The organism is Duganella lactea (assembly GCF_009857505.1).
GTDB lineage: Bacteria > Pseudomonadota > Gammaproteobacteria > Burkholderiales > Burkholderiaceae_D > Rugamonas > Rugamonas lactea.
This window is the reverse complement of sequence record NZ_WWCP01000022.1, coordinates 77709-91882: the sequence shown is the minus strand read 5'-3', so window position 1 is coordinate 91882 and position 14174 is coordinate 77709. Positions and strand designations below refer to the sequence as shown.

The window sequence follows — 14174 nt, the reverse complement described above, 5'->3', positions numbered from 1 at the left end:
GTCAGGTCTGACATTCGCACACGGGCTCAACTGCGGAGCAGTTGAGCCCGTGTGCGAATGTCAGACCTGACACCGTTTTTTATAGGCGGAACTGGCTGACGACGGCGCTCAGTTCGCCGGCCTGGTCTTGCATCGCGGCGGCGGCGGCGGCCGCTTGTTCGACCAGCGCGGCGTTCTGCTGCGTTACCTGGTCCATCTGGCTGATGGCGATGTTGATCTGCTCGATGCCGCTGCTTTGCTCGTGGTTGGCCAGCGTTATTTCTTCGACGATGGCGGTCACCTTGCGCACGCTGTCCTGCACTTCGCTCATCGTGTTGCCGGCCAGGTCGACCAGCTGCGCGCCGCTGGCCACCTTGTCGACCGAGTCGTCGATCAGTTGTTTGATTTCCTTGGCGGCGCTGGCCGAACGCTGTGCCAGCGTGCGTACTTCGGACGCCACCACGGCGAAGCCGCGCCCTTGTTCGCCGGCGCGCGCCGCTTCCACCGCCGCGTTCAGCGCGAGGATGTTGGTCTGGAAGGCGATGCCGTCGATGACGCTGATGATGTCGACGATCTTGCGCGACGAGTCGTTGATGGCGTTCATGGTATCCACCACCTGCGCCACCACGGCGCCGCCACGCTCGGCCACGGCGGTGGCGCTTTGCGCCAGCTGGTTGGCTTGGTGCGCGTTGGCGGCATTCTGCTTGACGGTGCTGGTCAGCTCTTCCATCGAGGCGGCGGTTTCCTCCAGCGAGCTGGCTTGCTGCTCGGTGCGCGACGACAGGTCCATATTGCCGCTGGCGATTTCCGCCGAGGCGGTGTTGATGGCGCCGGTGCCGCTGCGCACCCGGCCGACGATGGTCGACAGGTTGGCGCTCATCTGCGCCATCGCGACCAGCAACTGGCCCATTTCGTCGCGCCGCGTGGTGTTGATGTTGTGGGTGAGGTCGCCGGCGGCGACGGCGCGCGCCACTTGCAGCGCGTCGCTGATGGGATCGGTGATGGAGCGCGTCACGCGCCACGCGAACGCCAGCCCCAGCGCCAGCGCCGCCACGCCCAGCCACGCCATCATCTGCCGCGCCATCGAGATGTCGTGCTTGACCGCCGCGCCGTTTTCGTTGACCACGGTTTTCTGCAGCGCGTTCAGCTGGTGGACGCTTTCCTGCAGCTTGTTCAATTTGGGCAGCATGTCGGCGCGCAGGAAGACCAGGGCTTCGTCACGCTTGCCGCCGGCGAGCAGCTTGCCGACCTGTGTGAAGGAAGCCACGTAGGCTTTGCGCTCGCCGCCGATGCGCGCCAGCAGTTCCTTGCCGGCCGGCCGCGTGACCAGGCGCTCCAGTGTTTGCAGCGCGGCGGTGATGGTTTGCTTGTTGGTATCCATCTCGCTCTTGATGGCGGCCAGGCGGCTGGCGTCTTCGGTGGTGAACATTTCGAGCGTGAGCGCGGCGTTGGCGCGGGTGGTGGTGCTGACGTTGGCCGCCGCTTCGGCCTTGACCCAGTCGGTGTCGATGATGGTGTCGTTCATGGCGCTGATGCTGCTAAGCCGCTGCAAGCCGATCCCGATCAGGATCGCCATCAGGATCAGCACCGCGCCGAACGCCACGCCAAGACGCATGCCGATTTTGAGATTCGAGAAATTCATGTCCACACTCTTCATCGTTGATCTGGAACCAGTATAGCTCCCATGGTGCATTGCGGAAAATTAGTGGCCGCAGGGTGTTGTTCTGAGGGAACGCCATGGAAACCTTGCCTCCACCTTGCAAGTCGGGATATTATTGAGAATAATTCTCATTCCTCAATTAGTCATGCCGGCCGTTACCCTTCATCATGCGCAGGTCGCAACCATTTATCACGATCACCATCACTGGTTGCAGTCGTGGTTGCGAAATCGGCTCGGCAGCGCCTCGGATGCGGCCGATCTCGCCCACGACACGTTTGTGCGGGTGCTGGCGCGCGACGACACGATCCGCGAACCGCGCGCGCTGCTGACCACCATCGCCCAAGGCATGGTGGCCAATTTCTATCGTCGCCGCGATATCGAACTGGCTTATGAGGAGGCGCTGGCCGCCTGGCCCGAGCCGCATGGCATGTCGTTGGAGGAGCGCGCCATCGTGCTGGAGACGCTGGTGCGGATCGACGCGCTGCTCGCTACTTTGCCGGCGCCGGTGCGGCAGGCTTTCCTGCTGTCGCAGCTCGATGGCGTGGGCCAGGAGGAGATCGCCGCGCGGCTGGGCGTGTCGCTGGCGACGGTCAAGCGCTACATCGCCAAGGCGATGCTGCTTTGCTGCTTTGCCGATTGACGCCGTGAGCGGCCTTACTCCATCATCGGCGATTCCGCTCTCGGTGCGTGAGCAGGCGGTGACCTGGCTGGTTGAATTGCAGTCGGCGACGGCGGACGAGGACACGCACCGCCGCTGGCGGCAATGGCGCGATGCCGACCCGACGCATGCGCAGGCGTGGGCGCGGGTGGCGGCGTTCGGCGACACGCTGCAGTCGCTGCCGCCGCATATTGCCCAGGCGGCCTTGCAGGCGCCATCGTCCGCCGCCCGGCGCAAGGCGCTGAAAACGCTGGCGTTGCTGATCGGCGTTGGCGGCGCTGGTTGGCTGACGGCGCAGACGCCGTGGCGCGCCTGGTCGGCCGATCATGTCACTGGTGTCGGCGAACGCGCCACGCTGGCGCTGGAGGATGGCACCGAGGTGCAAATGAACGCCGGCAGCGCGTTGAATGTCCGCTACACCGCCGGGGCGCGCCGGCTGCAGCTGCTGCGCGGTGAGATTCTGGTAACCACCGCGCGCGATCCGCAGGGGAGGCCGTTCTCGGTCGACACGGAGCAGGGCAATGCGCGCGCGCTGGGCACCCGCTATCTGGTCCGGCAGCTCGCGGACCACAGCGCGGTGACGGTTTTTGAGGGCGCGGTCGAGCTGCGCCCGGCCCGCGCCGGTCAGCCGCGCCGGATCGAGGCCGGCCAGCAGGCCAGCTACAGCAGCGTTGTCGTCGATCCGCCGCAACCTGCCGACGATGCCGCCAGCGCCTGGGTGGACGGCATGCTCGTTGCGCAGGATATGCCGCTGCCGGTGTTCCTGGAGGCGCTGGACCGCTATCGCGAGGGCCGGCTGTATTGCGCGCCCGACGCCGCGCATTTGACCGTGAGCGGCACTTATCCGCTGGCCGACGCCGACCGCGTGCTGGCGCTGCTGCAAACCACGCTGCCGGTCACCGTGGATCACTACACGCGCTACTGGACAACGGTCTCTCTAAAAAAAATTGAGAAAAAGTGAGCTGTTTTTGCGACTTGCGGGGCAATGGATAAAAGCAGCAATTTATTCATTTTTCGGGGAAGCACACATGCATCACGCACGACACGCATTGATCGTTCCACTGGCGCTGGCCGCCGCCGCGACCTTGCCGCTCCAGGCCCGGGCCCAGGATGATTTGCGCCAGTTCGCCATTCCGGCCGGCCCGCTGAGCGGGGCCTTGAACCGCTTCGGCCGCGAGGCCGGCATCATGCTGTCGTTTTCAACCCAGGCCACGCAAGGCTTGCAGAGCCCCGGCGTGAGCGGCGTGCACACCGCAGCTTCCGGTCTGGCCGCTCTGCTCAAGGGCACCGGCCTGGCGGCGACGCGGCAGGCCAGCGGCGCTTACGTGGTGGCCGCCGCCGCGCCGGACGACAGCGCCGTGGCCCTGCCGATGGTGCAGGTGACGGCGCAGGCGCAGGGCGCCACCACCGAGAACACCGGCTCCTACACCGGCCGCGCCACCACCATCGGCAAGATGGAGCAGTCGCTGCGCGAAACGCCGCAATCGGTCAGCGTAATCACCCGCCAATTCATGGACGACCGCAACCTGGTGTCGCTGGATGAAGTGATGGCGCAAGCCACCGGCGCCACGCGCTCGCAGCGCAACTTCGGCTCGCACACCTTCACGGTGCGCGGCTTTGCCATGAACGCCTACCTCAAGGACGGCGTGCCCGGCTCCGAATATGACGACACCAGCACCATGCCGACCGATATGGCGATCTACGACCGGGTGGAGATTCTGCGCGGCGCAGCGGGCCTGATCGTCGGCGCCGGCGATCCCAGTGGCGTCGTCAACCTGGTGCGCAAGCGCCCACGCGCCGAGGCGCATGCCGATCTGAATCTGAGCGCGGCCTCGTGGAGCAACTACCGCGCCGAGATCGACGCCGGCAAGCCGCTCAACGAGGCGGGCACGCTGCGCGGCCGCGTGGTGGCGGCGTATCAGGACAAGCACACCTTTCAGGACGTGACGCATGCCAGGGAGGGGCTGCTGTACGGTGTGCTGGAGGCGGACCTGGGGCGCGACACCACGCTGACCTTGGGCGGCCGCCGCCAGGAAAACAAGATCCATGGCTACACCGTGTTCGGCCTGCCGCGCTACAGCGACGGCAATGCGCTCGATGTCGCGCGTTCGACGTCGCTGGCGCAGGACTGGAATCTGCATGACGTCAACGGTAGCAATCTGTTCGCGGAACTGGAGCATCGCTTCGGCGGCGGCTGGAAAGCGCGCGCCGCGGCCAACTACAACAAGGGCGCGTTCTCGCAGCAGGTGGCCATCACCCGTGGCATGGTCGATCCGCTCACCCTCAGCGGCCCTTTGCTGTATAGCCTGTACTTCCGCGATATCGAGGTGGAGAGCAAGGGCGTGGACGCCAGCCTGACGGGCAGCGTTCAGGCGCTGGGCGGCACGCACGAGGTGATGGCGGGCTTCAACTGGTCCAAACAGTACCAGCGCACGCGCGACACGAGCGTTGACAGCGCGCTGCCGGTCAACATCTTCAATGTCAATCACCAGGCGGTGGCGCGGCCGGCGCGCCCGGACTGGGGCGTCGACGCGTGGTCGAACGATCAGCGCTACGGCGTGTACGCCAGCGCGCGGCTGGAGCTGGCGCGGCCACTGCATCTGCTGCTGGGTGGGCGTGTAAGCTGGATGGATTATCAGGAGACCGATGCGATCGGCGGCGGCAAGCTGGCCGACAATCGCGAGAATCACCAGTTCACCCCATACGCTGGCCTGATCTATGACCTCAATCCGCAATGGTCGCTGTACGCCAGCTATGCCGACACCTTCCAGGTGCAGAGTGGCTATCGTAGCGCCAATGGGGCGCCGCTGAAACCTGCCATCGGCGCCAACTACGAGGCCGGTCTCAAAGGCGAATTGTATGAGGGACGTCTGAATTTATCGGCCGCCGTGTTCCAGATCCGCAAGGACGACCTGGCGGTGCTGGATGAGCAGAGCCTCGGCATGTGCCCAACCTCGCTGGCCAGCACCGATTGCTACCGCAACGGCAGCACGCTGCGCAGCAAGGGTGTTGAACTGGAGGCGAGCGGCGAGGTGGCGCCAGGCTGGCAACTGATGGCCGGCTATACCTTCGTCACCAGCCGTGACGACGCCGGCGCCAGCATCAGTTCCGAAACGCCGCGCCACCTGTTCAAGGCCTCGACCAGCTACCGTCTGTCCGGCGCCTTGCAGGCGTTGACGTTGGGCGCCGGCGTGCAGGCGCAGAGCCACTACGCTTTCCCGGCGCCCGATGACGGCAGCGTGACCATGGGCGAGGGCGGGCGCGCCGTGTGGGATTTGAATGGGTCCTATCGCATCAACAGCAAATGGACTGCGCAGCTCAACGTCAACAATCTGTTTGACAAGCGCTATTATTCGATGCTGGGTTCTCTGCGTCGCGGTAACTACTTCGGCGAGCCGCGCAGCGTTAGCCTGATGCTGCGCGCCGCGCTGTAAGCCACATGCGCGACAACTGGCGCCCCGCCATGGGCTGGTTGCACACCTGGGCCGGTCTGATCACCGGCTGGCTGCTGTGCGCGATTTTCATGACCGGCACCTTGAGCGTGTTCCGCGAGCCGATCACCCACTGGATGCGGGCCACGCCCACGCTGGCCACGTCGGCGCAGCCGGTGTCCAGCGAGCATGCGGCGTCGCGCGCCTTCGACTATCTGGGCCGTCACGCCGCCGCAGCGCAGCGCTGGCGCGTCGATCTGCCGCAGCGGCCGGGCGAGGCGCTGCGGCTGTTCTGGTCCGACGCGGCCGGCGAACAGCAGCGCGCCATGGACCCCGCCAGCGGCGCGCTGCTGCCGCGGCCCTGGGGCCGCGACACCGACGGCGGTCGCCATTTCATGGTGTTCCACTATTCGCTGCAGGCGGGGCTGACCGGCTTCTGGATCGTCGGCGTGGTGTCGATGGGGATGCTGGTGGCGCTGGTGTCCGGCGTGATCGTCCACAAACGCATCTTCAGCGACTTCTTTACCTTCCGGCCCAATAAAGGCCAGCGTTCGTGGCTGGACGCGCACAATGCGTGCGGCGTGCTGGCGCTGCCGTTCCTGTTCATGATCACGCTGACCGGGCTGGCGATCTTCTATTCCAGTTACATGCCGCTGCCGTTGCGGATCGCGTATGGCGCCGACGATGGCGCGTATGAGCGCTTCCAGCAGGCGCTGTCGGAGGAACCCGCGTCGCCCCGGCGCGAGCGCAGCGGTGTGCCTGCGGCCGTGCCGCATATCGCGCCGTTGCTGCGTCAGGCCCGCGACCTGACCGGCAGCGAGATGCAGATGCTGCTGCTCGAACATCCAGGCGACAGCAGCATGGTGCTGCGCATGCTCGGCAGCGAACCGGATGGCAGCACCAGCGGCAGCATACGCAATCAGCGCGCCGCTGTGCTGTTCGATGGCGCCACCGGCGCGCTGCTACAGGTGCGCAAGCCCGACCCACACGCGCATCAATCCGTCGGCCACGCGACGCACAGCGTGGTCGAGCATCTGCATTTCGCCCGTTTTGGTGGCTGGACCATACGCTGGCTGTACTTCCTCAGTGGAATGGCCGGCACCGCGCTGATGGCCACCGGCACCATCCTCTATCTGGTCAAGCGGCGGCAGAAGAGCGGCGGCGAGTTTGGCGCGGCGACGGCGCGCGTCTACCGTTGTATTGAGGCGCTGAACATCGCCTCCATCAGCGGCTGCGCGCTGGCGTGCATCGCCTACTTTTACGGCAACCGGCTGTTGCCGGTCGCGCTGGCGGAACGGGGTGTTTGGGAAGTGCGGATTTTTCTGCTGGTCTGGCTGGCGACGCTGGCGCATGCGGCGCTGCGTCCGCGTGCCACCGCATGGCGCGAGCAATGGTCGCTGGCCGCGCTGCTTTGTCTTGGTCTGCCGTTGCTGAACTTCGTCACGACAGGCCAGCATCTGGGACGTTACGCGCTGCGCGGCGACTGGCAAGCGGCCGGCGTGGAGCTGGTGGCGCTGAGCTGCGGCGCATTGATGATCGTCATCGCGCGCAAGGGGCGGACGTCATGAAGATGGTGGCTCGCTTATTGGCCGCGGTGCTGGGTGGTTATGCGCTGGCGTCGCTGTGCGCGGCGCTGCTGGCGTTTGCGTTGCCGCTGGCGTTCGGTCTGACGCTGGCGGACGGCGTGGTGATCGGCTCCATGCTCGGTTTTGTCGTGCATGCCGCCTGGTTTGTGTGGGCTTTTTCGCCCGTCTCCGCGGGCAGGGTGTGGCTGGTGCTGGCAGCGGCGCTATGTCTGACCGCCGCGCTGTTATGGGCGGCGGGCGGCAACCCATGGTCGCCTCCCGCCGCCGCATGACGCTTAAGCCAGCGCCGCGTCCTTGCCTTCGGCGCTTTGCTGGCGCGTCAGCTGGCGGTTCACCGCGCTCAGTACCGCCTTGAACGAGGCGGTCAGGATGTTGCTGTCGGTGGCCGCGCCGAACAGGGTCGGGCCGTTGGCCAGACGCAGTTCAACATAGCAGGCCGCCTTGGCGTTGGCGCCGGAGCCGATCGAGTGCTCGTGGTAGTCCATCAGTTTGATGTCCAGGCCGAGCGCGTCGACGAAGGCGTCGATCGGACCGTTGCCGCCACCTTGCAGCGCCAGTGGCGCGCCGTTGTGGATCAGCGCGATGTCGATCTGCACCGGCTCATCGCTGCTGGTGTCTTCCACCATTTTGTGCGACTGGTAGCCGTATGGCGCGTGCTGCTCCAGATACTCTTTGCTGAAGATGTCGTAGATGCCTTCGGCGGTGATTTCCAGGCCGGTCTGGTCGGCCACTTGCTGCACCGCGCGGCTGAACTCAATCTGCAGACGGCGCGGCAGCACCAGGCCGTAGTCCTGCTCCAGCAGGTAGGCCATGCCGCCCTTGCCGGACTGGCTGTTGACGCGGATGACGGCGTCGTAGCTGCGGCCCAGGTCTTGCGGGTCGATCGGCAGGTAAGGAATCTCCCAGATCGCGCCTGGCTGTTGTTTGGCGAAGCCTTTCTTGATCGCGTCCTGGTGCGAGCCGGAGAAGGCGGTGAATACCAGATCGCCGACATACGGGTGGCGCGGATGCACCGGCAACTGGTTGCATTCCTCAACCACTTTGCGCACCTCGTCGATGTCGGAGAAGTCCAGGCCCGGGTGCACGCCTTGCGTGTACAGGTTGAGCGCCAGCGTCACCAGATCGACGTTGCCGGTGCGTTCGCCATTGCCGAACAGGCAGCCCTCGACGCGGTCGGCGCCGGCCATCACCGCCAGTTCGGCCGAGGCGACGGCGGTGCCGCGATCATTGTGCGGGTGGACCGAGATGATCAGCGAATCGCGGCGGCTCAACTTGCGCGACATCCATTCGATCTGGTCGGCGTAGACGTTGGGCGTGCTGCATTCGACGGTCGAAGGCAGGTTGATGATCATCTTCTTGTTCGGGGTTGGCTCGAAGATGGCGATCACGGCGTCGCAGATATGCTTGGAAAAATCCAGCTCGGTGGTGGAGAAGGACTCCGGCGTGTATTCGTAGTCCCAGTCGGTGTCCGGATGCTGCCTGGTCAGCGCCTTCACCAGCCTGGCGCCGGTGGTGGCGATGTTGGTGATCTCTTCGCGCGACATGCCGAACACCACTTTGCGGAACACCGGCGCCACCGAGTTATACAGGTGGACGATGGCGCGCTTGGCGCCGACGCACGATTCCACGGTGCGGCGGATCAGTTCTTCGCGCGACTGGGTCAGCACGATGATGGTGACGTCGTCCGGGATACGGTTTTCATCGATCAGGCGGCGCACGAAGTCGAAGTCGGTCTGCGAGGCCGAAGGGAAGCCCACTTCGATTTCCTTCAGGCCGATTTTGATCAGCAGGTCGAAGAAGCGCAGTTTTTTCTCGATGCTCATCGGCTCGATCAGCGCCTGGTTACCGTCGCGCAGGTCGGTGCTCATCCAGATCGGCGGTTTGCTGATGATGGCGTTCGGCCAGCTGCGGTCGGACAACTGGACGGCGGGGAAGGGACGGTATTTCGACGCTGGGTTCTGCAACATCATGGTAATGCTCCTGGATCTTTGAATTTTGGGTGTGCCGGCGAGGTGCTGGCGCTGAAACTGCGGTGTGGCGGAAGGCGGCCGCGCGGCCACTGGGCACTAGGCGCGGCAACCGATCGGTAGTTTTAGCGATAGCGTCGACAGCGCGCCTGCGCCAGCCGGCAGCGCGAACAAATCGCCGGTGCGGGATGGAGCATGGGTGGCCGTAGTCATAGAGAGCATCGGTGCAGACTTTCCTGGATTTTGAAGACTGTGCGGCTTATGGCCGGCACGAGGGTACAACAGGGACGCGGATTAAACGCGTGCTAGTAGACGCGCTGCTAGCGATAGGGCGCTGGCAGGCGATAGCAGGAAAGCGGATAGGTGCAGATGCGAGATCATTCCTTAAATGTAAGCGATCAGCGGCGCGCGAGTCAAGCAAAATTCTGGGCTTGTCGTTTTTGCAGGATTACGCGCTGGTGGTCACGAATGCCGCATCAGGTCACGTTAACGCGTGCCGGGCCTTCAGCCATGCGGCCGATGACGGCGGCGTCGGTGAAGCCTTCGCGGCGGAACAGGGCCAGTACTTCTTCGACGCTGCTGTCGGCACAGGAGACCAGCAGGCCGCCCGAGGTTTGCGGGTCGGTCAGCAGCGAGTGCTGGGCCGGCGTGACGGAGGCCGCCAGTTGCACGTCCTTGCCGTAGGCTTCCCAGTTGCGGCCCGAGGCGCCGGTGAAGTAGCCATCGCGAGCCAGTTGCTCGACGCCCGGCAGCAGCGGAATGTTGGTCATTTCCAGATGCGCTTCCAGTTTGGCGCCGCGCGCCAGTTCCAGCAGGTGGCCCAGCAGGCCGAAACCGGTGACGTCGGTCATCGCGTGCACGCCGGCCAGTTCGGACAAGGCCTTGCCGGGTTTATTCAGCTTGGTGGTGTTGGCGATCATCGCCTGGTAGCCTTGCGCATCGAGCTTGCCTTTCTTGAGCGCGGCCGACAGCACGCCCACGCCCAGCGGTTTGCCCAGCACCAGCACATCGCCGGCCCTGGCGTCGGCGTTGCGCTTGACTTTCGATGGATGGATCAGCCCCATGACCACCAGGCCGTAAATCGGCTCCACCGAATCGATGGTGTGGCCGCCGGCGATCGGAATGCCCGCTTCGGCGCAGATCGATTCGCCGCCCTTGATGATCTGGCCGATGGTTTCGATCGGCAGTTTGTTGATCGGCATGCCCACCAGTGCCAGCGCCATGATCGGCGTGCCGCCCATCGCGTACACGTCGGAGATGGCGTTGGTGGCGGCGATGCGGCCGAAGTCGTACGGATCGTCGACGATCGGCATGAAGAAATCGGTGGTGGCGATCAGTGCCTGTTCGTCATTGAGCTGGTAGACGGCGGCATCGTCGGACGTTTCGATCCCCACCAGCAGTTCCTTCGGCACCGGGAAGCCGTTGGAGTTCTTCAGGATTTCGGACAGCACGCCGGGCGCGATTTTGCAGCCGCAGCCGCCGCCATGGGAGAAAGAGGTCAGTTTGATTGCGTCATTGCTCATGGTTTGATTCCTGTGGTGTTCGGGGTGCGGCGCGGTACAATCGACGCATGACTTCCAGCTCTTCTTCGTTCAGGAACGCCACGTCGCAGCAATTGGCCCACGCCCTTCAGCATGCAAGGGATTATACGCTGTCGCTGTTTGATTGTTTTGCCGACGCCCGCGTGCCGCAGCTGCGCGGCGTGAATCCGCCGTTGTGGGAGCTGGGGCAGATCGCCTGGTTCGCCGAGTGGTTTATCCTGCGCGAGGCGGCGTCCAGCCACCCGGCCAGCGCCAACGGCCACTGCCTGCTGACCAAGGGCGACGACTGGTTCGACGCCATGTGCGTGCCGCACCGCAGCCGCTGGACGCTGGACCTGCCCAGCAGTGGCGGCGTCAAGACCTACTGTCATGAAGTGCTGGATCGCGCGCTCGACAAGTTGACGCGCGAGGCCAATACCGATGAAGCCTTGTATCCGTACCGGCTGGCGCTGGCGCACGAGGATATGCGCGGCGAAGTGCTGCTGCACACCTTGCAGGCGCTGGGGTTGCCGGCGCCGGTGCCATCGGCCGGCGAGGCGCAGCAGATGTTCGCGCCGTCCGAGATCGGCTTCCCCGGCGGGACGATCCAGCTGGGCTGCCTGTCCGGCGCCGGCTTCACCTTCGATAACGAACGTCAGCAGCATCGCTTCCATGTGGCGCCGTTTGGCATGGACAGCACCCTGGTTAGCAACAGTCAGTATGCGGATTTCGTCATGGATGGTGGCTATGACAAGCGCCAGTTCTGGAGTGATGCCGGCGCCGCGTGGCTGATGCGTCAGGAGCGTTCGGCGCCGCGCTACTGGCAGCGCGACGGCGCGCAATGGCGCACCATGCGCTTCGGCCGTCTGACCACGCTGGCCGGCGCGGAGCCGGTGCGGCATGTGAATCTGTATGAGGCGCAGGCCTATTGCGCCTGGGCCGGACGGCGCTTGCCGACCGAGACAGAGTGGGAGTACGCGGCTTTATCCGGTCATCCGGCGTTTCGCTGGGGGCAGTTGTGGGAGTGGACGGCGTCGCCGTTCGAGCCGTACCCGGGGTTTGAGGCGGACCGCTATCTGGAGTATTCCCAGCCTTCGTTTCATACGCATCAGGTGCTGCGTGGTGCGTCGTTCGCCACGCCGGCGCGGTTTGGCTCGGCCAAATTCCGCCATTTCCAGCTGCCGGAATGCGATGATCTCTTTGCCGGTTTCCGCACCTGCGCCTGGCCCGGATAGTTTCTCTTTTGCGGGACGCTCTGCTATGCTTTTTGTTTTGATCCTCAAGGGCGCCGTCCATGAAACTGAAGCATATCCTGATTTCCGCCACCATCCTCGGCGCCGCCGCGCAGGCCTGTGCCGCCGACGAAGTGACCGTCATCCGCGCGGGTAAGCTGGTCGACGTGGTGGCCGGCGCGGTGCTCAAGGATCAGACCATCGTCATCACTGGCGAGCGTATTACTTCGGTCGGCCCCAGCGTCTCGGTCAAGGTGCCGGCCGGCGCCAAGGTTATCGACCTGTCGTCGCAGACCGTGTTGCCCGGACTTATCGACATGCACACCCACCTGACCGCCGATCCTTTCATGAGCGGCTACAACTCGCTGGGCGTATCCGACACCCGCGCCGCGCTGTACGGCGTGCGCGCCGCGCGCAAGACGCTGGAAGCCGGCTTCACCACCGTGCGCAATGTCGGCGCGGCCGGCTTTGGCGATGTGGCGCTGCGCGACGCGATCAACGCCGGCGATTTCGTCGGCCCGCGCATGCGCACCGCCGGTTACGCCATCGGCATCAAGGGCGGTCACTGCGACGAGAACCTGCTGCCGCCGGAGGTTAACTTCACTGGTCGTGGCGTGGCGGACGGTCCGTGGGAAGCCCGCGCCAAAGTGCGCGAGATGGCGAAGTACGGCGCGGACGTGATCAAGATCTGTGCCTCGGGCGGCGTGCTGTCGAAAGGCGACGAGCCGGGCGCGCAGCAATACACGCTGGAAGAGATGCAGGCCATCGTCAGCGAAGCGCATAAGCTGGGCCGCAAGGTCGCCGCGCACGCGCACGGCACCAGCGCGATTCACGATGCCATTCTGGCCGGCGTGGATTCGATCGAGCACGCGAGTTTGATCGATGACGTCAACATCAAGCTGGCGAAGGAGAAGGGCACCTACCTGGTGATGGATATCTACAACGATGATTTCATCCTGCAGGAAGGCGAGAAGGCGGGCATGCTGCCGGAGTCGATTGAAAAGGAAAAAGTGATCGGCCAACTGCAGCGGGATAACTTCCGCAAGGCTTTCCAGGGCGGTGCGAAGATGGCCTTCGGTACCGACTCCGGCGTTTATCCGCACGGCGACAACGCCAGGCAGTTCTATTACATGACCAAGTATGGCATGACGTCGATGCAGGCCATTCAGGCCGCCACCATCAACGCCGCTGATTTGCTGGGCTGGAAGGACCGAGTCGGTTCGATCAGCCCCGGCAAGTACGCCGACATCATCGCCACGCCAGGCAACGCCGCCGACAACGCGACTGAGCTGACCAAGGTGTCGTTCGTGATGAAAGGCGGCGCGGTGATTCGCCAGCAGTGATGACCACACTGGCCGCTTTCCATGCTGGAGCGGGTGTCGTAAGCAGGGATAACCTTTTGAAGGAGTCACCATGCAACTGGAATTGGATGTTCGGAGATATCACCGCAATATTGGTTTCACACTGGTGCTTGTGCTGCATGGCCTGGTGGCTTGGGGGCTGTTGAACAGCAAAATACGACTGCCGATACCGGAGGTGGTGGACAGCCCGGTGCTGGCGTTGATCGCGCGGCCGCAGGCAATGCAAATGCACGCCGGCGGCAGCGGCGTGGCGGCAATGAGCGGCAGCTTGGCGCCGCCGATGCGGTTGCCGGTCGCCGTGGACTTTGTGCCGGTGTCGGTTGAGGAGTCTTCGCCGGCTGCGTTGCCGGTGGATGCGCGGCATGAGGAGGCGGCGGACAATCCGCTGGTCACAGCAGCCCCCAATAGCGCCGGCGCCTCGCCTGGCAGCGTTAAGCCGGCAGGCGCTGGCAAGTATGGCGCGGACGAGATGGACTACGAGTCACTACCGGCGGCGATGCTGGCAATTGAATGCCCGTCCCCTCCATATCCTAGCGAAGCGATTGACAAGGCGCAGTCGGGCACGGTGCGACTTGCGCTGCTGATCGATGCGCAGGGACGCGTAGTGGAAAGCCGTGTGATCCGTTCCAGCAAGGCGCCGGCGCTGGACCGTGTGTCGCGCGAGGCGATTGCCAGTTGCCAGTTCATTCCGGCTGCGCGCAATGGCGTGGCGGCGCAAGGGTGGGTAATGCTGAACTATATCTGGACGCTGCATCTTAAACCGGGCGTGATCCATTAAAT

11 protein-coding genes are annotated in these 14174 nt (G+C 64.7%); 8 read left to right on the top strand and 3 right to left on the bottom strand.

The window, feature by feature from the left end; all coding sequences use genetic code 11:
• Positions 1-79: 79 nt before the first annotated feature.
• Positions 80-1621, bottom strand: coding sequence for a methyl-accepting chemotaxis protein (locus tag GTP44_RS17465; protein ID WP_161020448.1), 1542 nt, complete (start codon positions 1619-1621; stop codon positions 80-82).
• Positions 1622-1784: 163 nt separating this feature from the next.
• Between GTP44_RS17465 and GTP44_RS17460 the strand changes: the two genes are divergently transcribed.
• From GTP44_RS17460 to GTP44_RS27580, 5 genes are all read left to right on the top strand, one after another.
• Positions 1785-2279 carry a sigma-70 family RNA polymerase sigma factor gene (locus tag GTP44_RS17460; protein WP_161020447.1) on the top strand — a complete coding sequence of 165 codons (495 nt, stop codon included), beginning with the start codon at positions 1785-1787 and terminating at the stop codon, positions 2277-2279.
• A gap of 4 nt (positions 2280-2283) precedes the next feature.
• Complete coding sequence (locus GTP44_RS17455) at positions 2284-3258, top strand: FecR domain-containing protein (protein WP_371867247.1); 975 nt, start codon at positions 2284-2286, stop codon at positions 3256-3258.
• A gap of 67 nt (positions 3259-3325) precedes the next feature.
• Positions 3326-5731 carry a TonB-dependent siderophore receptor gene (locus GTP44_RS17450; protein ID WP_161020445.1) on the top strand — a complete coding sequence of 802 codons (2406 nt, stop codon included), beginning with the start codon at positions 3326-3328 and terminating at the stop codon, positions 5729-5731.
• 5 nt (positions 5732-5736) lie between these two features.
• On the top strand, positions 5737-7296 hold the full coding sequence (locus GTP44_RS17445; RefSeq protein ID WP_229256960.1) for a PepSY-associated TM helix domain-containing protein: 1560 nt from the start codon (positions 5737-5739) through the stop codon (positions 7294-7296).
• On the top strand, positions 7293-7586 hold the full coding sequence (locus GTP44_RS27580) for a hypothetical protein (RefSeq protein ID WP_229256959.1): 294 nt from the start codon (positions 7293-7295) through the stop codon (positions 7584-7586). Before GTP44_RS17445 ends, GTP44_RS27580 begins: the two co-directional genes overlap by 4 nt.
• Before the next feature lie 3 nt (positions 7587-7589).
• Here GTP44_RS27580 and leuA read toward each other — a convergent pair whose 3' ends face one another.
• Both leuA and selD read right to left on the bottom strand, forming a co-directional pair.
• Positions 7590-9284, bottom strand: coding sequence for a 2-isopropylmalate synthase (gene leuA, locus GTP44_RS17440; RefSeq protein WP_161020444.1), 1695 nt, complete (start codon positions 9282-9284; stop codon positions 7590-7592).
• A gap of 473 nt (positions 9285-9757) precedes the next feature.
• Positions 9758-10804: a selenide, water dikinase SelD gene (selD, locus tag GTP44_RS17435; RefSeq protein WP_161020443.1), complete on the bottom strand. Its 1047-nt coding sequence runs from the start codon at positions 10802-10804 to the stop codon at positions 9758-9760.
• Positions 10805-10851: 47 nt separating this feature from the next.
• On the opposite strand from selD, the gene senA reads away from it, so the two are divergent.
• The 3 genes from senA to GTP44_RS17420 all read left to right on the top strand — a co-directional run bounded on the left by senA (position 10852) and on the right by GTP44_RS17420 (position 14172).
• On the top strand, positions 10852-12036 hold the full coding sequence (gene senA, locus GTP44_RS17430) for a selenoneine synthase SenA (protein WP_229256958.1): 1185 nt from the start codon (positions 10852-10854) through the stop codon (positions 12034-12036).
• A 59-nt stretch (positions 12037-12095) separates the two neighbouring features.
• A complete protein-coding gene (locus GTP44_RS17425) occupies positions 12096-13376 on the top strand; it encodes a Xaa-Pro dipeptidase (protein ID WP_161020442.1) in 1281 nt (426 codons plus the stop codon).
• Between the two features lie 70 nt (positions 13377-13446).
• Positions 13447-14172: an energy transducer TonB gene (locus GTP44_RS17420; RefSeq protein ID WP_161020441.1), complete on the top strand. Its 726-nt coding sequence runs from the start codon at positions 13447-13449 to the stop codon at positions 14170-14172.
• The last annotated feature ends 2 nt before the right edge of the window (positions 14173-14174 follow it).

What these genes read in the sequence shown, in the direction of transcription:
- GTP44_RS17420 (WP_161020441.1), top strand. Translation starts at nt 13,447, where the DNA reads ATGCAACTGGAATTGGATGTTCGGAGATATCACCGCAATATTGGTTTC.
- GTP44_RS17445 (WP_229256960.1), top strand. Translation starts at nt 5,737, where the DNA reads ATGCGCGACAACTGGCGCCCCGCCATGGGCTGGTTGCACACCTGGGCC.
- selD (WP_161020443.1), bottom strand. Translation starts at nt 10,804, where the DNA reads ATGAGCAATGACGCAATCAAACTGACCTCTTTCTCCCATGGCGGCGGC.
- GTP44_RS17450 (WP_161020445.1), top strand. Translation starts at nt 3,326, where the DNA reads ATGCATCACGCACGACACGCATTGATCGTTCCACTGGCGCTGGCCGCC.
- senA (WP_229256958.1), top strand. Translation starts at nt 10,852, where the DNA reads ATGACTTCCAGCTCTTCTTCGTTCAGGAACGCCACGTCGCAGCAATTG.
- GTP44_RS17425 (WP_161020442.1), top strand. Translation starts at nt 12,096, where the DNA reads ATGAAACTGAAGCATATCCTGATTTCCGCCACCATCCTCGGCGCCGCC.
- GTP44_RS17465 (WP_161020448.1), bottom strand. Translation starts at nt 1,621, where the DNA reads ATGAATTTCTCGAATCTCAAAATCGGCATGCGTCTTGGCGTGGCGTTC.
- GTP44_RS17460 (WP_161020447.1), top strand. Translation starts at nt 1,785, where the DNA reads ATGCCGGCCGTTACCCTTCATCATGCGCAGGTCGCAACCATTTATCAC.
- GTP44_RS27580 (WP_229256959.1), top strand. Translation starts at nt 7,293, where the DNA reads ATGAAGATGGTGGCTCGCTTATTGGCCGCGGTGCTGGGTGGTTATGCG.
- leuA (WP_161020444.1), bottom strand. Translation starts at nt 9,284, where the DNA reads ATGATGTTGCAGAACCCAGCGTCGAAATACCGTCCCTTCCCCGCCGTC.